The organism is Glaciecola siphonariae (assembly GCF_042652645.1).
GTDB lineage: Bacteria > Pseudomonadota > Gammaproteobacteria > Enterobacterales > Alteromonadaceae > Glaciecola > Glaciecola siphonariae.
Genome location: NZ_JBHSGU010000002.1, coordinates 1871427 through 1893992, shown reverse-complemented (window position 1 = coordinate 1893992; position 22566 = coordinate 1871427). Strand labels below are relative to the sequence as shown.

20 protein-coding genes are annotated in these 22566 nt (G+C 43.9%); 9 read left to right on the top strand and 11 right to left on the bottom strand.

Annotation, left to right across the window (positions count from 1 at the left end):
* The first annotated feature begins 89 nt into the window (after window positions 1-89).
* Window positions 90-2360: a hybrid sensor histidine kinase/response regulator gene (locus ACFO4O_RS09665; protein WP_382407824.1), complete on the top strand. Its 2271-nt coding sequence runs from the start codon at window positions 90-92 to the stop codon at window positions 2358-2360.
* 100 nt (window positions 2361-2460) lie between these two features.
* Here the strand turns inward: ACFO4O_RS09665 and rpoD are convergent, their stop codons facing one another.
* The 4 genes from rpoD to rpsU form a co-directional block, all read right to left on the bottom strand.
* Complete coding sequence (gene rpoD, locus ACFO4O_RS09660) at window positions 2461-4293, bottom strand: RNA polymerase sigma factor RpoD (protein ID WP_382408305.1); 1833 nt, start codon at window positions 4291-4293, stop codon at window positions 2461-2463.
* A 336-nt stretch (window positions 4294-4629) separates the two neighbouring features.
* On the bottom strand, window positions 4630-6399 hold the full coding sequence (gene dnaG / locus ACFO4O_RS09655; RefSeq protein WP_382407822.1) for a DNA primase: 1770 nt from the start codon (window positions 6397-6399) through the stop codon (window positions 4630-4632).
* 9 nt (window positions 6400-6408) lie between these two features.
* The gene (locus ACFO4O_RS09650) at window positions 6409-6852 is read right to left on the bottom strand and encodes a GatB/YqeY domain-containing protein (protein WP_382407820.1); all 444 of its coding nucleotides are present in this window, start codon (window positions 6850-6852) and stop codon (window positions 6409-6411) included.
* A gap of 385 nt (window positions 6853-7237) precedes the next feature.
* A complete protein-coding gene (gene rpsU / locus ACFO4O_RS09645) occupies window positions 7238-7453 on the bottom strand; it encodes a 30S ribosomal protein S21 (protein WP_110430302.1) in 216 nt (71 codons plus the stop codon).
* A gap of 298 nt (window positions 7454-7751) precedes the next feature.
* Here rpsU and tsaD point away from each other — a divergent pair, with 298 nt between their 5' ends.
* The gene (gene tsaD, locus ACFO4O_RS09640) at window positions 7752-8765 is read left to right on the top strand and encodes a tRNA (adenosine(37)-N6)-threonylcarbamoyltransferase complex transferase subunit TsaD (RefSeq protein ID WP_382407818.1); all 1014 of its coding nucleotides are present in this window, start codon (window positions 7752-7754) and stop codon (window positions 8763-8765) included.
* Between the two features lie 6 nt (window positions 8766-8771).
* Here tsaD and plsY read toward each other — a convergent pair whose 3' ends face one another.
* On the bottom strand, window positions 8772-9401 hold the full coding sequence (gene plsY / locus ACFO4O_RS09635; protein WP_382407816.1) for a glycerol-3-phosphate 1-O-acyltransferase PlsY: 630 nt from the start codon (window positions 9399-9401) through the stop codon (window positions 8772-8774).
* A 103-nt stretch (window positions 9402-9504) separates the two neighbouring features.
* On the opposite strand from plsY, the gene folB reads away from it, so the two are divergent.
* From folB to ACFO4O_RS09610, 5 genes are all read left to right on the top strand, one after another.
* The gene (gene folB / locus ACFO4O_RS09630) at window positions 9505-9861 is read left to right on the top strand and encodes a dihydroneopterin aldolase (RefSeq protein WP_382407814.1); all 357 of its coding nucleotides are present in this window, start codon (window positions 9505-9507) and stop codon (window positions 9859-9861) included.
* Entirely contained in the window at window positions 9861-10376 is a 516-nt protein-coding gene (folK, locus tag ACFO4O_RS09625) for a 2-amino-4-hydroxy-6-hydroxymethyldihydropteridine diphosphokinase (RefSeq protein WP_382407812.1), read from the top strand. The genes folB and folK overlap by 1 nt, the downstream gene beginning before the upstream one ends.
* Before the next feature lie 3 nt (window positions 10377-10379).
* Window positions 10380-11180 (top strand): undecaprenyl-diphosphate phosphatase, encoded by an 801-nt coding sequence (locus tag ACFO4O_RS09620; protein WP_382407810.1) that lies wholly within the window; start codon window positions 10380-10382, stop codon window positions 11178-11180.
* 57 nt (window positions 11181-11237) lie between these two features.
* Window positions 11238-11603, top strand: a complete 366-nt coding sequence (locus ACFO4O_RS09615) for a histidine triad nucleotide-binding protein (protein WP_382407808.1) — start codon at window positions 11238-11240, stop codon at window positions 11601-11603.
* A gap of 109 nt (window positions 11604-11712) precedes the next feature.
* Complete coding sequence (locus ACFO4O_RS09610) at window positions 11713-12546, top strand: HDOD domain-containing protein (protein ID WP_382407806.1); 834 nt, start codon at window positions 11713-11715, stop codon at window positions 12544-12546.
* A 222-nt stretch (window positions 12547-12768) separates the two neighbouring features.
* Here the strand turns inward: ACFO4O_RS09610 and ACFO4O_RS09605 are convergent, their stop codons facing one another.
* From ACFO4O_RS09605 to ACFO4O_RS09595, 3 genes are all read right to left on the bottom strand, one after another.
* Window positions 12769-15000, bottom strand: a complete 2232-nt coding sequence (locus ACFO4O_RS09605) for an EAL domain-containing protein (RefSeq protein ID WP_382407804.1) — start codon at window positions 14998-15000, stop codon at window positions 12769-12771.
* A gap of 294 nt (window positions 15001-15294) precedes the next feature.
* Window positions 15295-16170 carry a phytanoyl-CoA dioxygenase family protein gene (locus ACFO4O_RS09600; RefSeq protein WP_382407802.1) on the bottom strand — a complete coding sequence of 292 codons (876 nt, stop codon included), beginning with the start codon at window positions 16168-16170 and terminating at the stop codon, window positions 15295-15297.
* The gene (locus ACFO4O_RS09595) at window positions 16167-17144 is read right to left on the bottom strand and encodes a GntR family transcriptional regulator (RefSeq protein WP_382407800.1); all 978 of its coding nucleotides are present in this window, start codon (window positions 17142-17144) and stop codon (window positions 16167-16169) included. The genes ACFO4O_RS09600 and ACFO4O_RS09595 overlap by 4 nt, the downstream gene beginning before the upstream one ends.
* 205 nt (window positions 17145-17349) lie before the next feature.
* On the opposite strand from ACFO4O_RS09595, the gene ACFO4O_RS09590 reads away from it, so the two are divergent.
* Window positions 17350-19653 (top strand): carbohydrate-binding protein, encoded by a 2304-nt coding sequence (locus tag ACFO4O_RS09590; RefSeq protein WP_382407798.1) that lies wholly within the window; start codon window positions 17350-17352, stop codon window positions 19651-19653.
* A 127-nt stretch (window positions 19654-19780) separates the two neighbouring features.
* Here ACFO4O_RS09590 and ACFO4O_RS09585 read toward each other — a convergent pair whose 3' ends face one another.
* A complete protein-coding gene (locus ACFO4O_RS09585) occupies window positions 19781-20470 on the bottom strand; it encodes a hypothetical protein (protein ID WP_382407796.1) in 690 nt (229 codons plus the stop codon).
* Window positions 20471-20581: 111 nt separating this feature from the next.
* On the opposite strand from ACFO4O_RS09585, the gene ACFO4O_RS09580 reads away from it, so the two are divergent.
* Entirely contained in the window at window positions 20582-20725 is a 144-nt protein-coding gene (locus ACFO4O_RS09580; protein WP_382407795.1) for a hypothetical protein, read from the top strand.
* 48 nt (window positions 20726-20773) lie between these two features.
* Here the strand turns inward: ACFO4O_RS09580 and ACFO4O_RS09575 are convergent, their stop codons facing one another.
* Together ACFO4O_RS09575 and rdgC are read right to left on the bottom strand one after the other, a co-directional pair.
* Entirely contained in the window at window positions 20774-21313 is a 540-nt protein-coding gene (locus tag ACFO4O_RS09575) for a hypothetical protein (protein ID WP_382407793.1), read from the bottom strand.
* 113 nt (window positions 21314-21426) lie between these two features.
* The gene (rdgC, locus tag ACFO4O_RS09570) at window positions 21427-22338 is read right to left on the bottom strand and encodes a recombination-associated protein RdgC (RefSeq protein ID WP_382407791.1); all 912 of its coding nucleotides are present in this window, start codon (window positions 22336-22338) and stop codon (window positions 21427-21429) included.
* Window positions 22339-22566: the final 228 nt, after the last annotated feature.

The following is a 22566-nucleotide window of genomic DNA, read 5'->3' as shown; positions in this document are numbered from 1 at the left end:
CCACGAAATAAACCAAACAGAATAAGCGTTAAATGCGGCATAGCTCTATGTGTTGCTTTTTATATTCGTTAAACAGCAGGGTAGAAAGATTGCGGCTTAAATCTAGTTTAATTATTGCGTTGATGGCGTCAACGCTCATTCCATTGATGATTGCTTTTTACTTTCTGACTTCATTTGTGAGCAAGCAACATACAACACAGGTTCAAAAGGGCCTTGAGGCCATCACTAAAATCGCGCAAAACAGAATTTTATCGAGCGTTGACAAAATTGAAGATAATACCGCCTTGGTTGCCAGTAGGACGCAACTAAGAACGAGTTTACACGCTCATCAGCTTGCGCCTTCCGATAAGCACTTGAGGCTAATTGATAAGATCATTTCAGATGCCGCGGCCTCTATCAGCAACATACAAGAAATCAGCGTGTTTGACATGCAGGGCGCTGCGGTTGCGAGCACGCTAGACACTCTGCCCGCCAATATTATGACCAATGCGCAAGCCTTTCCTTATATTACGCTGCGCAGAGACGGCAGCACCACACTGCTCGTTGGATATGATGAACTCATGCTCGATGGCAGCGCCATTGGCATTATAAAATTAAGTGTACAGCCGAACTTTATTCGCGAAATAGTGAATGAGGTGAGTGGCTTGGGCCGCACCGGCGAATGGGTGCTTGCCATCAAAAATAACGATGCAGACGCATTGTTTGTCTCCAGTACTCGCTACGACAATGAGGGAGAGTTTAATCGCATAGTAGCAAAAGACACCGCTAACTCTCCTGCAATCGAAGCCTTATATGGCGACAGCACATTTATGTGGGATGCATTGGATTATGCAGGAAACCCAGTTGTAGCAGCAACCGGGCGTATTGATGGATATGATTGGGGAATAGTGGCAAAAATTCATACAGAAGAAGTATTTGAGCAGATTGATGATATCGAATTTTTCTTCGCTATGGTTTTGCTGAGCGTGATGTTGGTGTCTCTGGTGATTGGAATTTCATTATCTTACTTAATCACGCGGCCACTCGAGTCACTGGCTACGCAAGCCACACTGATTAAAGATAATACTAGCGAGCGTTTAAAGGTGTCATCAAAATGGACAGAGGTGCGTTTACTTACCGAGCGCTTCAATGACATGCTGCAGGTTATTAAGGGGCTAAATGATGACCTCAACGAAAAGGTTAAGGAGCGAACGCGCGAACTTGCACAAGCAAATCAAAAGCTATCGCATGAAAAACATAGAGCGGAAGAGGCGTCGCGGGCTAAGTCTCTGTTTCTGGCGAATATGAGCCATGAATTGCGGACACCGCTTAATAGTATACACGGCTCACTTCAACTGCTGTCTCGTCAGTCATTAAATGAAAAGGCAAACAAGCTGATAAGCACGGCAAGTTATTCAATGAAGTCACTTCTTGGCATTATCAGCGATATTCTAGACTTCTCTAAAATTGAGGCGCAGGCGGTTGTTCTTGAAAAAACGTATTTTAATTTTGAAGAATTAGTGACGCAGGTGGTCAACGAAATGGATGTGATGGCCAGCAAAAAAGGAATATTCCTGTCTTATGAAATATGTGCAAATTACCATGAGGGTTGGCTTGGCGATGCATTGCGCATCAAGCAGGTTCTGGTTAATTTAGTCTCAAACGCCATCAAGTTCACTGAAAAAGGCTCCGTTGTTATCAAGATTGGCACGAATGAAGGTATCGATGACGATGCGCTCATATTTAGCGTCATTGATTCGGGCCACGGAATGACACCAGAATATATCGAAAAGCTGTTTGACAGATTTTCTCAGGCCGATGCATCGACCACGCGTAAGTTTGGTGGAACAGGTTTGGGCATGCCCATTAGTTTAGGATTAATTAACTTGATGGAAGGTCAAATTAAGGTTGATAGTGAGGTTAACAAGGGCTCAAACATCAGGGTTATTATCCCGCTTCAACATATCGCTGAGACCACTCAAGACTATCCGAAACTGTCAGACGTTGAAGCGCCTGACTTAAACGGCAAAACGATATTGTTAGCAGAAGATAATGAGATTAACCAAGTTATTTTTTGTTCAATGCTTGAAGAGACTAAGGCGACGGTTTTGATTGCCTCTAACGGTTTGGAGGCTCTATCTAGCTACAAAGAAGAGCGTCCCGATATCATTTTTCTTGATATTCATATGCCCATAATGGATGGCATTGAGGCGTGCAAGGCGATTAGGGCCGAGTCGTCTTCTGTGCCATTGGTATCTATTACAGCCAATATTTCAAGCGAAGACATTGAGATGTATAGCCAGTTAGGATTTGATTATCATGTAGGGAAGCCAGTTGACTTAGTGTCCCTTTACAAGATTTTGAGAGCAATCGCCCAGTAAGGTGTGTCCTTAAATTAGGCATAAAAAAGCACGCATAAAAAAACCAGCAAAAGCTGGTTTTTTTATTTGATATGCAAGGTGCTCATTTGCACCGCAATCATTAGTCATCAAGGAAGCTTTTAAGCTGCTCTGAACGACTAGGGTGGCGCAATTTACGTAAAGCCTTTGCTTCGATTTGACGAATACGCTCGCGTGTAACGTCAAACTGCTTTCCAACTTCTTCAAGCGTATGGTCGGTGTTCATGTCTATGCCAAAACGCATACGCAGTACTTTTGCTTCACGTAAGGTCAAGCCAGCTAGCACTTCCTGAGTAGCGTCTTTTAAACTACCGCCAGTCGCTGAATCGAGAGGTTGAGTGATTGACGTATCCTCAATGAAGTCACCAAGATGCGAATCTTCATCATCGCCAATGGGCGTCTCCATAGAGATAGGCTCTTTCGCGATTTTCAATACCTTACGAATTTTATCCTCAGGCATCACCATACGTTCAGACAACTCTTCCGGTGTAGGCTCGCGTCCCATTTCTTGCAACATCTGGCGCGAGATACGATTAAGCTTATTAATTGTCTCAATCATGTGCACTGGGATTCGAATAGTACGCGCTTGGTCTGCAATAGAGCGAGTGATCGCTTGGCGAATCCACCATGTTGCATAGGTAGAGAATTTATACCCACGGCGATATTCAAACTTGTCTACCGCTTTCATAAGGCCGATGTTACCTTCTTGGATGAGATCAAGAAATTGCAGACCACGGTTGGTGTACTTTTTAGCAATTGAAATAACCAAACGTAAGTTTGCCTCAACCATCTCTTTCTTAGCGCGTCTAGCTTTCGCTTCACCAATCGACATGCGGCGGTTGATGTCTTTGATGTCTGGAATGATCAAGCCGGTTTCTTGCTCAACGGCGTTCATCTTGCTCACGCAGCGCTCAATTTCTTCGCGATACTCTTGAAGTTTTGGCACATAAGCGGCATCAGTTTTTAATGTTTTAAACAGCCACTCAGTCGATGTTTCGTTGCCAGCAAAGAGTTTGATGAATTCTTTTTTCGGCATTTTTGCCTGCATCACGCAGAACTTCATGACCAAACGTTCTTGGATGCGGACTCTGTCCATCATGCTGCGCATGTTTTTAACCATGCGGTCAAACTGCTTAGGCACTAGACGAAATTCTTTAAACACATCTGAGAGTGCTGCAATTTCTTTTTTCGCAGATTTGTGCGCACGACCTTTGTCTTCAATCACCTTACGCGCTTTGTTGTATTGCTTGCGCAAGTCAGCAAATTTCTCACGGGCTAACTCAGGGTCAACGCTATTATCGTCTTCTTCATCATCTTCGTCGTCATCGCCATCGTCATCTTCATCGTCTAATTGTTCATCAGACAATTCAGAACCAACATGGGTGGCGCTAGGAGCAACGTCGTCTTCGTTCGGGTCTACAAAGCCGATAATAATGTCGCTTAAACGAATTTCTTCAGCTTCAAACAGGTCCCATTGGTCGAGCAAATAGGTAATAGCTTCTGGATATTCAGCAACCGAACACTGAACTTGGTTAATACCTTCTTCAATGCGTTTTGCAATTTCAATTTCGCCCTCGCGAGTAAGAAGCTCTACTGTGCCCATTTCGCGCATGTACATGCGCACAGGATCGGTAGTACGGCCAATCTCGCTTTCCACTGTGGCCAATGCTTGCGCTGCCGCTTCGGCAACTTCTTCATCAGTCGTGGTTTCTTGCATCAATAACTCATCGGCATCAGGTGCTTGCTCAAACACTTGAATGCCCATGTCGTTAATCATGCGAATGATGTCTTCTATCTGATCGGAATCTACGATGTCAGAAGGCAGGTGGTCATTCACCTCAGCGAATGTTAAATAACCTTGCTCTTTGCCTTTGGCAATCAGGATTTTTATCTGGGACTGCTTGCTTTGCACAATATACCTTACACGTTAGAATGGGAGCCTAATATGGTGACTACGAGGGATTTCTCAAGTCTTTTGCCTCTGTTTTCGTAAAGCTTTGCTTGAACGAATTGGGCGCCATATTTGCCGCGCACTCCTAAAAGGAATTACGCCGCCTAAGGCCTAATAAACGTTGAGTCGAAACACCTTGCCCGACTCGTCATACCACTTTTCAGCGAATTCGCCAGTATAACATACTCACTGACTAATTTTCCACCTTAATTATAGTACCGCTCTACAAATCGAAAGTTCAAAATCTAGGCAAGCTGATGCTTTTTATATTTGTTTAATAATGCGCCGCACTGGCAAGCATTATTTCCGCTTTTGTAGGAGCATAGTGAGCTCTTTTTGCTCAATCTCGCTAAGGCCTTGGGGCTGATTTGCTTTCGCAGTGAGCTCATCTAAACGTGCATCATAATGTGCTCTTAAAAGCTTGCGAAAGCATTCGATATATTCAGCTTCAATATTGAGCTGTTCTTCAAGCTTGCTTTCGAGCAGTTTGTCTAAATGCGCAGCATGCTTATGGTGGCGAAATGCCTCGATAATGCCAGCGGTGGTGTTGTTAGAATGTTGCAAGCAATAATCATGCATTTCAATGAGCATGCTAATGCCAGCTATACCGGAGTTGGCGAGCGCCGCCACCTTCACTTTCGGATATTGTGCGGCCAAAGACGGTTTATCCATCAACAAGCGCAGCATCATTCTTACAGGCGTTAAGCCTCTTGATGTGGGGGCTCGGTAACCGTCAAATTTTGCTTTTTTGTTTTGATTTGCCTTAGCAATGTTTAAGTCATTTTCGTAGCTGTCGCGACTGCCGCAAAAACGATGCAGCTCTGCTGTCATCAGTTCACGCTGGTTGTCGCCAGCAATTTTTTCAATCAGCGGCATTGCTTGGGCTTTAAATGCGGCCTTGCCTTCAATGCTTCCTATTGAGTGATTCTGCATAAGCGATTCAAAGAAGTAGCTCGACAGTGGAACTGCCTTGCTGAGCTGCTCTTCAAAGTCATCTTTTCCGACTTTGCGTACCATGGTGTCTGGGTCTTCCCCGTCGGGCAAAAACAAGAACTTCATCATCAGCCCGTCTTTAAGATACGGTAGGGCGTTTTCAAGCGCTCGCCATGCAGCATCACGTCCGGCTCTATCTCCATCGTAGCAACAAACGATTTCGCTTGTTGACTTAAACATCATTTGAATATGTTCAGGCGTGGTGGCTGTGCCAAGCGCCGCTACCGCATAGCTGATACCATATTGAGAGAGGGCTACTACGTCCATGTAACCCTCAACCACTAATAGTCTTTCGAGCTTTCGGTTTTCTCGACGGGCCTGATATAAGCCATAGAGCTCATACCCTTTATGAAAAATCGGCGTTTCTGGCGAATTTAGATATTTAGGTCCATCGCCACCGATAATGCGACCACCAAAGGCCACTACCCGTCCGCGTTTGTCGCGGATAGGAAACATCACGCGGTCGCGAAAGAAGTCATAGCGACGGTTATTGTCGTTTTGATTAACTAATTTAAGATTGATCAAACGCTTTTGCTTAGATTCATCACCCCCAAATGTGGCCAATACGCCGTCCCATTTGTCGGGCGCATAACCGATATCCCAATATTTGACTACGTCACCGCTAAGACCTCGTCCTTTTAAATATTCAATGACCTGCTTTGCGTTGTCTGCATGTTTGAGCTGATGGACAAAATACTTCGTGACCTCTTCCATCAGGTGATAGTCTTTTTCACGATCTGATTTTTGTTGCGGGGTAAAACCAGGCTTGCTTCCTTGCTCACGTGGCACAGTCATACCGTATTCTTTTGCCAGCTCTTCAACCGCTTCGACAAACTCGAGGCGGTCGTATTCCATCAAAAAGCTCAGTACGTTGCCCTTAGCGCCACAGCCAAAACAATAATAAAACTGTTTCTCTTGACTCACCGAGAACGACGGTGTTTTTTCATTATGAAATGGGCAGCAGGCTTGATGGTTTCGCCCCGCTTTTTTGAGCTTCACGCGGTTATCAATAACATCCACAATATCGGCTCGCGATACTAAGTCTTCGATAAAATCTTGTGGAATGCGTCCCGCCATAATATTTATTTAGCCCAGTTTTGCTTTAATCAGTTTACTCACATTGCCCATATCGGCACGGCCTTGAACTTGTGGTTTGAGAATGCCCATGACCTTGCCCATGTCTTTGATGTCGCTCGCGCCTGAGCTTTTAATTGCGTCATCAATGAGCGTCTCTACTTCTGCATCGCTTAAGGGCTGAGGTAAGAATCGTTTGATCACCGCGATTTCAGCATTTTCTTTGTCGGCTAAATCTTGGCGATTGCCATTCTCAAACTGCACGGCCGCCTCTTGGCGTTGCTTTACCATTTTGGTGAGTATTTGCAGAACGTCTGTATCGTTCAATTCGATGCGCTCGTCTACTTCGCGTTGTTTTACCGCAGCTAGTGCCATACGGATAGTGCCTAAACTTAATTTATCTTTGCTTCGCATGGCATCTTTTTGCGCATCTTTCAATTGTGTGAGTAGTGACATCTGTTATTCCTTTTCAGTAGATTGCACGATGTTGATTGCAGCTCGCAATAGGGTTTATACATGCTCGTATGCATACTCGCTGACGCAAGCTTAAGTTTACCCATTGCTTTGCATGCCGGTATTACCGCTCACGGCATTATTGGGTAGAAAATTGTCAATTGCTTTTGTTAACTTTTAGCCGCTTTTAGTTTTGTACTATTACTTTCTCAATAATAGGACTTTTTACCACAAATCAAACTAATAAATTTGGGTGTTGCTTAACTCTTGCGTTATCCCCTGATAAAAACCAGCGTTCAGGGTGCGGTGGCTGACAGACTTCTTGATATACAGCAGGCACAAAAAAAGGCGCAATGAGCGCCTTTTTCGAGAACAGTGCGAATTAAGCTTAGTATAACTTAACGCGGCGAGCATTCTCACGCGCCAATTTTTTCATGTGACGTTTCTTGGCAGCAGCCTTCTTGCGCTTACGTTCCCAAGTTGGCTTTTCAAAAAACTCGCGACGACGTACTTCAGACAGTACACCTGCTTTTTCACATGAACGCTTGAATCGACGTAATGCGATGTCAAACGGTTCGTTATCTCTTACTTTAACAATTGGCATTTAGTTACTCACCTCAGAAATTAAATCAACCGGGTAGACATAGGTAATTGATACGTTAATTTAATTACCCGGGCTAAAAAATGGTGCGAAATAGTACTCTTTCTGAATGCAGGTGTAAAGTCCTGAATCGCGATTTAATGGGTAGATATCGCAAAAAAAGCAGATATTTGACCCATGGACGAATTTCGCCTGTATAATTTCGCCATGAGTTGGTTTCAGCCAAGGCTTTGGGCCAAGGATGCAAACCACGGTTTAAGGCAAGCAGTTTGCCCCCCAAATTACGAGAAGACACAATAAAATGAAGGTATTAGGCATAGAAACCTCATGTGATGAGACGGGTATTGCAATTTATGACAGTGAGCATGGCCTGCTAGCCCATGAGCTTTATAGTCAGGTAAAGCTTCATGCCGACTACGGTGGAGTGGTGCCTGAACTTGCCTCGCGCGATCACGTTCGCAAAATTGTGCCTCTAGTGCAGCGCACATTGGCCGCCGCAAAGCTCAACAAAACCGATATTTCTGGCATTGCCTATACGCGCGGACCGGGTTTGATTGGTGCGCTTTTAGTTGGCTCGTCTATGGCGCGGGCGCTGGCATACGCGTGGGAAGTCCCTACTGTGGGGGTGCATCACATGGAGGGGCATTTGCTCGCGCCGATGCTAGATACCCCAGCGCCGCAGTATCCGTTTGTGGCTCTGTTAGTGTCAGGTGGTCACAGTATGCTCGTAAATGTTCGCGGAATTGGACAATATGAAGTGATGGGGGAGTCGGTAGACGATGCCGCCGGTGAGGCCTTTGATAAAACCGCCAAACTGCTTGGCTTGGACTACCCAGGCGGCCCCTTGTTAGCTAAACTCGCCGAGCAAGGTGAAAGCGGACACTACGCATTTCCGCGCCCAATGACCGACCGTCCAGGACTAGATTTTAGTTTCAGCGGGCTAAAAACTTTTGCTGCCAACACCATACGCAGTTGTGACAAGCAGCCTCAAACGCTAGCAAATATTGCCAAGGCCTTTGAAGAGGCTGTCATCGATACACTATTGATAAAATGTCGCCGAGCTTTAAAGCAATCTGGACATAAAACCATTGTTATGGCGGGCGGAGTTGCTGCAAATAAACAGCTTCGATTGAGCTTTGAAGCGGCCAGTAAAAAAGATGGTTTTAAGGTGTTTTATCCAAGCTTTGAATATTGCACCGACAATGGCGCGATGATTGCCTATGCAGGTTGTCAGCGCCTGATGGCCGGTGAGACCACGCCATTACACGAAAAAGCCATGCCGCGCTGGCCGCTAGATTCGCTACAAGCCATTTAAGCGATTTTACTTCTCTGTGTCGCTCGCTGCTGGTTCAGCATGCGGCTGTTGCAGCCGTGTCTGTTTTAACTCTTGCCCTTTTATTAGGCGTATTAAGTTGCTTCGATGTTTTACAACAATTAGCAAACTGAGCATGGATACTGCAAGGGTAAACTGGGCTTTGTAAATATAAGTATAAATGGGCGCTAAGCCAACCGTGATAAGGGCAGCTACCGATGAGTATCGTGTTACCCGATAGCTTAGCAGCCACGTGCAAACAAGCGCTAATGCCAGCGGCCAGCCCATTGGCAGCATCGCGCCAAGGGCTGTTGCCACGGCTTTACCGCCTTTAAAAGCAAAGAAAATTGGATACATGTGGCCTATGCAGGCGGCAATCGCAATCAGGCCAATGGCAAATTCAGACAAGCCCATGATAAATGCTAAATAGCAAGGCAGAGCGCCTTTGAGTACGTCGAATACAAGGACTAATGATGCGATAGGCTTACCGGCTACTCTCAGCACATTAGTTGCGCCCGGGTTTTCAGAGCCTTTGGTGCGCGGGTCTGGGTAGCCAAAGGCCTTGCATAGTAATATGGCACTTGAGATTGACCCGCCGAGATAGGCGCCAACCACAAAAAAAACAATCCATGTTGTCATGTACTTGCTTGCCTTATTCGCGATACACTTGCTTTAAGATTACTAAAACCAAGGCCGAATTGCGAATGCGCATTTTGCCGTTGTGTAAAGTGGAAGCTAAAACGTGGATAAAGTCATTATACAGGGCCTCACGCTGTATTCACTCATTGGCGTATACGACTTTGAGCGCCATCAAAAACAGCGAGTATTGGCAGACCTTGTGCTCTATACACAGTTGCACAAGGCAGGTCAGTCAGACGACGTGAACGACACCCTTGATTACGGCAAAATAGCCGAACGTTTGTCTGACATAGCTGACAAGGCTTCTTTTAAGCTGCTTGAGGCGCTTGGCCAAGCTATGGTTGATGCTATTTTTGCTGAATTTCCTGTAGATAAACTAGAGCTTACCCTGACCAAACCCGATATTTTAGATAACGCCGATAATGTAGGCGTATGTTTTTGTCGTGAAAGGCCGATGTAGTGAATAGTACGCAGCAAACAAGGCACTGTATTTTAGTAAGCCTTGGGTCGAACATTAATAAAGAAGAGAATACAGCGCTTGGGCTGAATCAAATGTTTAGATGCTTTGGAGAACTCAGTCTCTCGAAGGTATATGAGAGCCAGTCGGTGGGGTTTAGCGGCGATAATTTTTATAATTTGGTCGCGATGGCCCACACTACCCTGGGTGTGGATGAGGTTTGTTTAGCCCTCAAAGATATTGAACAAAACTGCGGTCGTCAGCGTCAAGCCGAAAAGTTTTCACCACGCACCCTCGACCTAGATCTGCTCACATTTGATGACAAAGTGTGTGAGACGCCCATTATTTTACCGCGGCCAGAAATTGAGTATAACGCTTTTGTGCTGCAGCCTATGGCGGACATTGTTCCCGACCATATACACCCCGTAACCAAAAAGTCTTATGCCCAGATGTGGCAAGACTATGATAAAACCTCTCAGCGACTGTGGCCGGTTGAGTATGCATGGAGTGCACCATAGATCATGACGATATATGAAATTATTATTTTAGCGATCATTCAGGGCCTTACAGAGTTTTTACCCATCTCTAGCTCGGCCCATTTAATCTTGCCAGAGCAAATCTTAGGCTGGCGTAGTCACGGTTTGGCGTTTGATGTAGCCGTGCATGTCGGCAGCCTGCTCGCGGTGATGATTTATTTTCGTGATGATATTGTTCGCTTACTAATGGCGTGGCTACAAAGCGGATTTACCAAGCAGCAAACCAGCGACAGCCGTTTGGCGTGGTTTGTGATAATAGGGACCGTTCCCGCTGGGTTATTTGGTTTTTTGATGAAAGACTGGATTGAGCTGAACGCTCGCTCGGCATTAATCATTGCTACCACAACTATTGTGTTTGGCTTAGCGCTTTGGTACGCAGATGCAAAGGCATCGCAGAAAAAGTCTATTGATAAAATTACGCTTAAAGATACAGTATTGATTGGCATTGCACAGGCAATGGCGATTATTCCGGGCACGTCTCGCTCTGGTGTTACCATGACCGCGGGTTTGTTACTGGGTTTAGACCGAGAGTCAGCTGCGCGTTTTTCGTTCTTGCTGTCGATGCCTATTATTATGGCTGCCGGGCTATTTTCTGCGCTAGATTTAGTTGAAGCGCAGCACGCAGTTGATTGGACTGCGCTGCTATATGGCGCTGCGTTTTCGTTCGCAGCCGCATATTTGTGTATCCATTTATTCTTAAGCTGGATATCACGCATAGGTATGTTGCCATTTGTTATTTATCGGCTTATTTTGGGTGTTGTACTGTTGTTTTTTGTCTTCGCCTAAGCACAAAGTATAGTATTAATATATTGTTCGATTATTAGCCTCTAGCGAGATTGAAAAATGTCAGAAACTATCTTCACAAAAATTATTAAAAAAGAAATCCCTGCCGATATACTATTTGAAGACGACAGGGTGCTCGCGTTTTCTGATATTAACCCGCAAGCCCCAATACATTTTTTGGTGATTCCTAAAAAGCCAATTGCTACTACCAACGACATCGGCCCAGAAGATGAGGCTGTTGTAGGTTATATGCACAGAGTTGCAGCACGTATTGCGCAACAAAAAGGTGTAGCAGAGCAGGGATACCGAACCGTTATGAACTGTAATCAAGATGGTGGGCAGACTGTTTATCACATTCATTTGCATGTGCTAGCAGGTAAGCCGCTCGGATGGCCGCCTTATCAGCAAAAGCTGAAAGTGGAGTAGGGTGAGTCGATTACGGTTTTACATTTGACTGCGATGGACGCAATTGCGTAATTTATGCGCAAAAAAGGACTTTAATACACATTCGAAAATAGGAAATTAAGGCCTTTACATGTCTACTCAAAACGCACTTCTGACCATATTGGTTGAAAAAATAAATAATGACACTCTTGTATTGCCCACCCTCCCTGCTATCGCGCTGAAAGTGCGTAAAGCGGCGGATGATCCCAACATCAATCTGCTTAAAATGGCTGACGTAATTGGCCAAGACCCATCTTTGAGCGCGCGAATGATTAAGATTTCAAACTCTGCCTATTTAGGCCGAGAGATAAAAGTGACCTCAACCTCGCAGGCAGTTACGCGCATAGGCCTTGCGCAGGTTAAAAACATTGCTACCGCTTTGGCCATGGAGCAACTGTTTGTGTCGAAAAACGAGATTGTAAAAAAATACATGGCAAAAAAGTGGACCGATATTATTAACATTGTGGGCAACGCAATGGCGGTAATGGCGCTCTATCAGCGCGCAACAAAAAAGAAAGACTTAAGCATAGATACCATGACGCTGTCAGCTTTGGTAGCTGATATCGGCGCCTTGCCGGTACTGACCGAAGCTGAACGTCACGACAGTGTGTTTGCTAACCCTACGTTTTTAGACGTGGCAATTGACAAACTAGCCGGTCGGATTGGTGGCAGTATTATGCGCGAATGGAAATTTAATGACGTATTTATTGAATGTGCAGAGCACTGGCGCAACCCCGAGTATGTAAAGCCTGAAATAAGCTACATTGACTTTGTGCGAGTGGGCGCAGCGCTAGCAGGCTTGGTCGATAAACCTGACGATGTGTTAACAGCAGCGGCGCAGCGCGGCGTATTTAATGATATTGACGAGCTACAAACACCAGAGTTCCAAGACCTAAGAGACAACGCAAAAGCCTTATTTGCATAGGCCTACAGACCTATACATCTAAGCCTACACACCGAAGATGAAGACTTTATTGTTGTGAATAAAGTATGGCGAATAAAGTGTGGCGAATAAAGTCATGTGAACAGGTAAGAAAACGATTAAAAACCCAAGCTTTGCTTGGGTTTTTTCGTTTTGCTGTCGGTATACTCAAGAACTAGCGCCTCACGCACCCATTGAGTAAGGGCTGATGTGCTTAAATATTTATTATGCTTTAAGTTGCTCGATGATATTCTCAAATGCTTCAGGTACATGGACCCCATAACCCTGAGCATAGTCTACGCCAATGTTTTGCAAGATGGCTTTAATCTCATCATTTTCAACAAATTCAGCTACCGTTTTTAATCCCATAACTCTTGCGGTATCAGTAATTGATTTAACCATAACCCGGTCGATAGGATCTTCTACGATGTCTTTAACAAAAATACCGTCTATTTTTAAATAGTCGACCGATAAGTTTTTAAGATATCCAAATGACGATAAACCACTCCCAAAATCATCTAAGGCAAATTTACAGCCGAATTGTTTGAGTTTGTTGACAAAAATAGTGGCGACGGCCAAATTGGAGATAGTCGCGGTTTCTGTTATTTCAAAACAGATTTTTGTATGATGACCATCTAATTGCTCAAGTTGCCCGATGACATAATCTGCCAAACTTTCATCTACAAGGGATTGACCAGATAGATTGATTGAAATCAGTGCTAAGCGGTTAAATATCGATTTATTTTCTGCCAGGGTTTTAATAGCTTCATCGATAACCCATCTATCGATTTTTTTCGCTAAGTTAAATCGCTCTGCGGCTGGTAAAAATGCGCCAGGTGGTATAGTTTTACCATCGTCTCCCCGCAATCTGATGAGCAGCTCATAATGCTTAAATGCACTGCCATTGATTGCCTGAATTTCCTGACAATATAAGCAAAACTTGTTTTCATCCAATGCAGTGGTAATCCTACTTGCCCATTCCATTTCCCCATGGTTGTGCTTTAAATCAACATCGTTCTCATCATGAATATGAATACAGTCTCTGCCCTTATCTTTCGCCATAAAGCATGCAGCATCTGCTTTTTTTAGTAGCTCAGAAAATCCACCCGAGTCCTGATTGATAACAACCAAACCGATGCTTGAGCCTATTCTAAAACTACGTTTTTCCCATACAAATTGATAATCACGTATCACCTCGTGCAAAAGAGTGGCGCGGTATGAAGCTTCTTCTACCGTGCAGTCTTGCATCAATACACCAAATTCATCACCGCCCAATCGCGCTAGGGTGTCATTTGGCTTTATTTGTTTTTCGAGGGCTCGACTTAATTGACAAAGCAATTCGTCGCCGGCGATGTGGCCACATGTATCATTTACAAGTTTGAATTGATCAAGGTCTAAATAGCAAAGCGCGTGAACGGTCTTTTGTTGCTGAGCACGGTGTACTAATTCGTCTGCACGCTTTTCAAATTCTCTTCGATTTATGAGTCCGGTTAAAGAGTCGTGGCTTGATTGATACTGTAACTTCGCTTCAATCGCCTTTTGATTGCTTATGTCGACATGTGTGCCAACTATTCTTGATATATTTCCGGCGCTGTCTTTTACCGCAAAGGCTCGCGAAAGAATGTTTACAAAGTGGCCTTGCTTGTGAAGCATTCTAAATTCATGTTGGTAGTGACTGTCCGGATGCTCAAGAAATCTATTGATACTTGCTTTTGCTTCTGCCTTATCTTCACTATGGAGTAGTTGCTCCCAAGTTTCCTTTTTATTCTCCAGTTCATCGTCAGCGTATCCCAGCATCGATTTATAACGTGGCGAATAGTAGACAGTGTCGGTGGCAGCATTATAATCCCAAAGACCGTCATTGGCTCCTTCTAAGGCTAGGCGCATGCGCTCTTCGTTATCAAACACTTTTTGACGCTCTAGTTCTAGCTGCTGTTTGTGCTCCAATAACACAGAGCTAGTGGACATCAAGCAATCACTCAGGTCTTCTATTTTTGTCCTCGCCCTCTTCACATCTGACACATCAACAAAGGTGACTAAAAAGGCGTCTTCTCCCAAAAACGCAAGTGGGGTAGCAACAGCAAACATCACTAGATTCTTCTTGTTTTTACAAGTAATCACGACTTCTAATGGTTCAAAGTCTTTTTTGTTCTGGATAGCAACAGTCAGGCGCTCAGCCCATTCGTTTTTAATTTTTTGTCGGTAGTCAGGGTCGGGATACGCTTTTGGCCACCAGTCATCTAGGGATTCTATTTCTTTAAGATCGTAGCCAATAGTTTGCACAAAAGCGGCGTTGAGCGCATGAATTTTTCCACTCGTATCTGTTATGCCGAAAGGGACAGGGGAAGCATGAAAAAGTGCAAGAAAGCGAGCATCGTTAGCAAACACACAGTCTTTTGCAAGGTAGCGTTTGTCTGTCCACTTCTTAGGTACTTTAGGTTTGTTGTTAGTCAGCAAGTGGCTTACCTATTGGTTAAGATCACGAATCAATTAGCACAAAGATACGTATCTTTGTATGGCTCAATACAAATACTTAAAAATTATCGCTTAAGTGCTATCGACCTATTAACTTAATTGTTTACTAATTTAGCTAATAATGAGGGATAAGGGAATAAGACAAATTAAGCTTATTCAATACCGATTATGTTAGCGGTCATTGCATGGATTTTGTGTTCTCAACATGGCGTTCTTGATTGAGCTAGTTCTTTGCTTTGGCTTGTAATAGCAGGGCATAGCAAACTCTCGGCGGTATTAAACCGAAAAGTCTAACTTATCTGCGCGTATAAAGGGTTTAGCGAGTTCTTCGGTGCCTTTAAAGGCATATGGGTCTTCACCTGCGACTATAAAAATGTCTCGATAGTCGTGGGTATGTGGTATGCGCCCATCGAGATTCCAAGGCAGCATGGTTTGTGCACTGCTATAGTGAAATACCAAGGCGCGGCGAAAGCAGTTTTTAGAGGTATTTTGCAAAGACATGTGCAGCAAATATCCATTGAAAAACACAATTGCGCCTTTTTTAACTTCTACTTTTACGAAGTCAGATGGCTCATAAGGGTAAATGTCGGCCACTTCAGTATCTGCAAAAGCCGCATTAGTATTTTCGATTCGTCTGCGTATTACGCCATCCTTATGAGAGCCTGGAATAAGCCATAAACATCCGTTTTCTTCATTCGCATCATCTAAAGCTAGCCAAGCTCCGGTAAGAGATTTGTCACGTGTAGGAATGAAGTATTCATCTTGATGCCAAGCTTGCCCTTTCTTACCCGGCGCTTTCACAAAAAACATCGATTGTAAGCACTTAAGATTTTGGCTAACGGTGGCGCGTAATACCTCAATAATTTTTGGATGCTTGGCAAAATCCTTTATAAGATTCGACAGCTTATGCGGAAAATGTATAGCAGCGTATCGGCGAATGCAGGCAATGTCATCGCTGTCATTTGCTTGTACAGTTGCTAAACCCTCTATTTCACCGCGTTTACCGCGTAAAATATCCACTATATCCTCATTCAAAGCCTCAATGTTAGATGGCAAAAGGGCATCCGGTGCGATCAGGTAGCCTGATTGTGCATAAAATCTTATGTTTTCTTCAGTAATAACATCTTTAATGATGGCATCGGGAGAGGTCATAGTGAATTCCTTTTTAATACTTTCATTGGGTTATGAACATCTTCGGGGAATGAGGAGTCTTGTAGTACGCAAGCAAGCGTTTTTCCCATGTGCTCAAAATCACTTGAGATAGTAGTAATACCGTTTGCGATGACAGATTTGAGGCAGGTTTCGTTGTAAGACACAATGCCAATATCTTCACCGATTCGTAGTGAAAGACGTTTTGCTTGTTTCACAACAAACGCCAATATTGCGTCATCTATAATTAAATACGCGCAACCTTTTTTAATATGAATATCGCCTCGCTCTAGCAAAATCTTGTATTTAAACGCGTGCTGCTCACAAAAGCGTATAAAACCTGTTTTAAGCTCCATTGGATGGTATGGCGAGGCGCCAAAAACAAACTCAAAGCGCTCATATTTTTGCAGCGCAGGCTTAAGTTCTAGAAGACTATCTTGAATATCTTGTTGATATGCTTGACCAACATAGCGAGGTGTCAGAGTTTGGGTATCTCGGCGATCAATAAACATGAGCTGATGCTGTGGAATGCGCTTGAGTACTTTATCTAAGTGAGCGGCGTTTGGAATAGGGCTTATCAGGTAATGCGTATAATTGCCTAGACTATGTTTAATAAGCTGCTCAAACAAAGCTACGTTATAGTGGTGAAAGAAAAGTGTATAGCTATTCTTTTTATGTAACGTGTTAGCAAAAGATGTGATCAAGGTATTTTTATATTCCGACAGCTCATCGAGTAACACAAAGATATTTAAAATTCGCCCAGCCTCAGTATTAGCAACGCAATAGCCACGTCCTTTTCTCGATTCGATGATGCCCCTACTTTTTAAGTTGCGATAAGCTCGATTAGCCGTATCTCTAGACACTTGATAACGCGTTTGAACCAGTGAAAGCGAGGGCAGAAGATCGCCGAACTTCAAGACTTTCGCCTGAATTTTAGCTTCGATATCAGCGGCTATATGCTCAACTTTAGTTTTCAAATCGTATTCTCACTGCCTTTGTTTTTGCCGTGTTTGTAGAAGTGCTTGCCAATTGCAACTAGTATGAACTAGTATGAATCACAATAGGCTAATGTAAATTACTTGTTAAGCTAAATCAATCATTATCAACCAGATGATTTCACGAGTAATCGAGCAAAAATAAATAACCATAAATAAAGAACCGAAACATGAAAAGAGGGCCAGGATGTTAAATGCGATATTAAAAAAAGCGGTGCTGTGCTTATTAGTACTTGGACTTTTCTCTTGCGCATGGCTTGAATCTGCAAATACATCTGTAGCCCAACATCAAATTGAATCAGAAGGTTCAGGCAAAATACTGTATGTGTCAAAGCAGGGTAAAGATACAAATTCGGGTAAGTACGACAGCCCCTTTTACACAATAAGCAAAGCCGCCGAAGTTGCACGCGCTGGCGATACAATTGTAGTCAGTAGTGGGACATACAGAGAAAGCATCGACCCCCATTTTGGCGGTCACTCACCCCGCAAAATGATTCACTATCGCGCGGCTGAGGGTGAAAGAGTCATCATCAAGGGGTCAGAGAAGATGAAGGGCTGGGAGTATGTTCAAGACAATGTGTGGCAGCTTACATTGCCCAATGCCTTTTTTGAAAACTACAACCCTTACAACACCAAAATTCGCGGTGACTGGTTTAAGAATGAAGGACGCGATCACCATACAGGCGCCGTTTATGCCAATGGAACTTGGCTTTGGGAATCACCTGACTTAGCGACGGTTCTTGGAAAACCTTTTGATGCCGAGGCTTTTATTGATGAGATTGTGCAAAACGACACACCTTTTTTAATGCGTCTTGAAAAGCTTGCGCTTGGCGAGTCTCAAATAAGTCAATCGCCCCCAACCTTTGAAGGAAAGCTGTTTGCACATCATCACAAGTTCGCTCGGGCTATTGAATCAAAAGTCGACGCAAACGCCGAAGATGCCATTCTAATTAAGGAGGGGGACTGGATCCGCTTTAAAAACGTTGATTTAAGCGACGACGCTGGCTTTGTTAGAATATTAGCGTCGCCCGTTCAAGGCAGTAGAGGTGGCGTGGTTGAAATTCGCGCAAATTCGCCAGACGGTGAATTGCTTGCAAGTGCTTCGGTCATTAGTACTGCAAGTTGGAATTCCAGTGAAGTGTTTGTCAGCTATTTGCCTCAACACCGCAGTACTCAGTCCTTGCCGCTAAAGACTGATCTGTATTTTGTCTTCAAAAGACACGATGAGTTTAGCCTTGCGGCATATGTCGAAAAATATCAGGCAGCGCTTGCGAAGCTTGAAAATAGGTCTTTATGGTATGCAAGCGTTAACGACACGCACACTAATATCTATGCGCAAATTAACGGGTTCGACCCCAATATTGAAGGGATAGAAATTAATGTGCGTGAAACCCTATTCTATCCGTCTAAGCCAAATATTAATTATATTCGTGTTAACGGCTTTGAATTTGCCCATGCTGCCACAAATTGGGCACCACCAACTGCTGAGCAAAAAGCAGCAGTTGGGACTCACTGGAGTAAAGGTTGGATCATTGAAAATAATCGCATTCGTCACGCTCGAACAGTGTGCCTGAGTTTAGGGAAATATGGTGATGAATTTGATAACACCGCAGCAGACTCGGCTGCGGGCTATGTTGGCACCATCGAGCGCGCGTTAGCCAGAGACTGGAACAAAGAAAGTGTTGGTGGGCATCTAGTGCGCGGTAATCATATCTCTCACTGTGAGCAAGCGGGCATAGCTGGCAGCATGGGAGCTATTTTTAGCGAGATCACGCAAAACACTATTCACGATATCCATCAACAAAAACTCTTTGACGGCTATGAAATGGCGGGTATTAAACTCCATGCACCTATCGATACTCTAATTGCCCGCAATCACATATTCGACTCACATCGAGGCATTTGGCTCGACTGGATGACGCAGGGCACACGCATAAGTGAAAATGTCCTTCACGACAACGACGACCAAGACCTATGGCTCGAAGTCAATCACGGCCCAGCCATTATCGACAACAATATATTTTTATCAAAACGCGCATTATCAGATTGGTCTCAAGGGAATGCCTATTTGCACAATCTCTTTGCGGGGGAGGTGACGCAGCGTTCAGTCCCTGAACGCAGTACACCTTATCACTATCCGCATTCAACGCAGATCAAAGGATATTCGGGCATAGTCGGTGGCGACAATCACTTCATCAACAACCTATTTGTGGGCAGCGATTTAAGCGCCTATGCAGAGATGCTCGACGTGAGACAAAGAGGTAATGTCTTTTTGCCGGCCGCTGAATTGACCTATAAAGCGAATGCATTAACGCCTTCTATCAGCTCCTTGCTCAGCCATGCTCACACTCAAACTACCATTGAACCAAACACTCAAAGCCTAGCGCCTATCACAACAGCCGCGCTTGGTGTCACAAAGGTTTCAGCTCAAGGTTTTACCGACCCTAGTGGGGAGCTTATCATTTTTAAAAATGTGGGCATCTTAAAATAATACTTGCGCACGGCCTACATCATCGCAAACTGATGAAAGTTGTACCAGAATCATTAAATAATGAAATGAGCAGTTAAACAAAGAGATCAAGACAAATTAGCCCATAGGCTTCCTATTATTACAGCGGTCAGTGAGGAAGTGTTGTGTTTTTTAAAAGGAGTTTGTGCTCGAGCACAGTTTGGATAGCACCGCTTAGCTCTGGAATGAGATATGCGTTTTCTTGGGTCAAATAATGAAACAAATACTCTGTAGCCAATGTTGTCACTTTCCAGTGTGGGTTTGCACTAAGCAGTTCGTCAGGCAATAACACTCGGCTAATAATCATCGCTTCTATGCGTTCTTTATCCATCATGTTGAGCAAGGTTGCTCGGTCAGAAACTTCAGAAAGCATAAAGTTAACCTTATTATTCTTGCGATAATAAAGTAAAGCCTCGAAGCCTGATACAGCGGTAACCTGTTTGATATTTGTAACGTCGCATTGCGAGCACGAATGGGTATTTACAACCAGTACAATATCAAAGGACGCAATCGGAACAGGCACTCTAACTAAGTTTTTGTAGTTGTCTTGGGCATAGAATACTCGCCCCATTAGACCCGATAAACGACCAGATTCGGCTTCTCTGTAGCTTCGCTTTAAGGGCACTGAACGATAACTTATTTTATGCTCCAATAAGCTATATGCTTGTTCGAGTGTGTCGCGTACATCGCTATGAAAAGGCATGTCTGAGACTTCGTCAAATACAAAGTCTGTGGCTTGCGCAGAGCTGCAAGAAGAGAAACTACAAAGAAAAGCAACGAACAAAAACAAGTGTTTCATAACGCTAACCTTACATTAGCCATAGGCGTTCTTATCTAATAGTAGGAGGTTCTGCAATATCTTCAACTTTAGCCCTCTTATTTAATGTTCTAATTAACGACCTTAACTATTATGACTCTTTTACTTAAACCTTCGTTGTTTGCATTGGCATACAATACTTGGGCTAACTATATTACGGCTTCGTTTACTGCGACAGCATTAGGTGGGGCGAGTACGTTTGCCGCGACGCCGGTAAGTGCAGATAAGGTTCAGTAATCACGAAGACTCATAGATTAGATGCATGCAGAGACTCACTGCCTGACTCTAATAATGAAATGAATCTGACTCATCTACATCACCAAGTCGGCTTAACGATAAAGCCAAGTGACCTTGCGATCCGCCTTTAGCGTTTCTGAAATCGAAACTGTTTGCATTTATTTCATCTAATTGTTCAACGCTGATTGTTTCCATTAGCGCATGTAACTTAGGTGAGTAGTCACCTAATAAACGCTTCTGTACTTTCGCCCGTATTTGGCTCAACCGTGCTTCGTCTGTCGCCGCTGCAATGGATACGCCCTGAACGCCAAAAGGCTGCTCAGGTGTTGTGAAATCAGAAATGTCTGCATTAAATGATGGTAAGTAAGTCTGTTTTAAGTCAGAAAAATAGGCGGGCTCGCCTGCTTTATGTTGTCCAAAATCAATCTCTAAAACCGAATATATACGCGGTGCTCTTCGGTTGCCCTCCAGAGACTGCGTTGTTGGGAAGTACATGCTGTCATAGACTGAAATTTGGGCATCGACTTGCTTATGAGCCCCAAAAGAAAGCAGCAGAAACGCTGCGATAGTTAGTTTGCGAGATAGCATTTTGGCGCACCAAGAAGTAAATGAATGTACTCATTAGATAGGCAATAGTTAAAAAAACTTTCAACCTAATTGAGATTAGTTACATTTGCTCAGCCGCCAAATTGCATTTTGTCTTACGCGTCTGCTGCTAAATCAAACATGGATTCTAGGTCTTTTACAAACGCGTCTATCTCACTTACAAAAAGTGTAAAGTCAGCGTCTAAGCGTGCAGCCATGTCTTCTTTACTCACATCTTCATTTTGCTGCGTTACCAAGTCAGTAAACTTTAAACGTTTAATCGACAGGTCTTCGGCTATGATACAGCTTAGGCGCTCTTTGTAGGCAACGGCTATTTTTTGCACCCACTTGCCCGCTTGAATATGAGCCAAGATTTCGTCGGCGTCTAGGTCTTGTTGTTTACAGCGAATGAGCGCACCGTCGTCGGCAGGCGACTTAAATTCAGCCTCATCTAACAGCTCAATGCCCTCTGGCGCATCTTTAAGCACCCAATTGGTTAAAATTTCTTGCTGCTGTGATTTTGCAAAAGGAACAACAGGAAGCGAACCCAAGCATTTTCTGAGCGCTGCTAAAAATACCTCGGCACTGCCGTCTGCACTGGCATCTACTACTACGATTTGCTCATCGAGGCTAATGTAACCGTTGATAAAGGCATGCTTATTAAATGCTCGCGGTAACAGCCGCTGAATAATATCTTCTTTAAATTCTTTTTGCGCTTTTTTACCGACTGGGGCGCCGGTTTCTTGCTCAATTTGCGCGACTTTTTCAGCCAGTTCAGAATTAATTACGCTGGCGGGCAATATTTTGTCTTCGCGCTTTAGCGTAAACCAAAATGCTTTGCCCGATTGATGAAATAACTGTGGGTCTGCATCATTTTTTATACCAAGGGGTGACACAAAGCCCATGCTCGATATTTCCTGCGCGCTGCAGTGGCGAAACGGCATAGTTTGCATCATAAGCTGCAGTTTTTCGGTGTCCAGAGAGAATGCCTGAGTGAAGCGATAAAGTTTAAGATTTTTAAACCACATAATATTGCTGTACTGCCTATCGAAAGAAAAGACGCGAGAGGTTAACAAGCTTGTACAAGATGGTCAAAATCAAAATGCTGCATAGGGCGCTCATTTTCATAAATAATTGGTTTTAGTCTGCTTTATTTATCTTATTGCATGAGCATTGCGCATATTCCTTGACATATTTTGTGCTTTGTTTCATAAAACTGTCACAGAGCACTCCAATAATACGGGCAACATTCAATG

Bases quoted from the DNA above. Each gene is read 5' to 3' on its own strand.
- dnaG (WP_382407822.1), bottom strand. From the start codon at position 6,399: ATGGCGGGACGCATTCCACAAGATTTTATCGAAGACTTAGTATCGCGA.
- ACFO4O_RS09650 (WP_382407820.1), bottom strand. From the start codon at position 6,852: ATGTCACTACTCACACAATTGAAAGATGCGCAAAAAGATGCCATGCGA.
- rpsU (WP_110430302.1), bottom strand. From the start codon at position 7,453: ATGCCAATTGTTAAAGTAAGAGATAACGAACCGTTTGACATCGCATTA.
- tsaD (WP_382407818.1), top strand. From the start codon at position 7,752: ATGAAGGTATTAGGCATAGAAACCTCATGTGATGAGACGGGTATTGCA.
- plsY (WP_382407816.1), bottom strand. From the start codon at position 9,401: ATGACAACATGGATTGTTTTTTTTGTGGTTGGCGCCTATCTCGGCGGG.
- ACFO4O_RS09620 (WP_382407810.1), top strand. From the start codon at position 10,380: ATGACGATATATGAAATTATTATTTTAGCGATCATTCAGGGCCTTACA.
- ACFO4O_RS09615 (WP_382407808.1), top strand. From the start codon at position 11,238: ATGTCAGAAACTATCTTCACAAAAATTATTAAAAAAGAAATCCCTGCC.
- ACFO4O_RS09610 (WP_382407806.1), top strand. From the start codon at position 11,713: ATGTCTACTCAAAACGCACTTCTGACCATATTGGTTGAAAAAATAAAT.
- ACFO4O_RS09600 (WP_382407802.1), bottom strand. From the start codon at position 16,170: ATGACCTCTCCCGATGCCATCATTAAAGATGTTATTACTGAAGAAAAC.
- ACFO4O_RS09590 (WP_382407798.1), top strand. From the start codon at position 17,350: ATGTTAAATGCGATATTAAAAAAAGCGGTGCTGTGCTTATTAGTACTT.
- ACFO4O_RS09585 (WP_382407796.1), bottom strand. From the start codon at position 20,470: ATGAAACACTTGTTTTTGTTCGTTGCTTTTCTTTGTAGTTTCTCTTCT.
- ACFO4O_RS09580 (WP_382407795.1), top strand. From the start codon at position 20,582: ATGACTCTTTTACTTAAACCTTCGTTGTTTGCATTGGCATACAATACT.
- ACFO4O_RS09575 (WP_382407793.1), bottom strand. From the start codon at position 21,313: ATGCTATCTCGCAAACTAACTATCGCAGCGTTTCTGCTGCTTTCTTTT.
- rdgC (WP_382407791.1), bottom strand. From the start codon at position 22,338: ATGTGGTTTAAAAATCTTAAACTTTATCGCTTCACTCAGGCATTCTCT.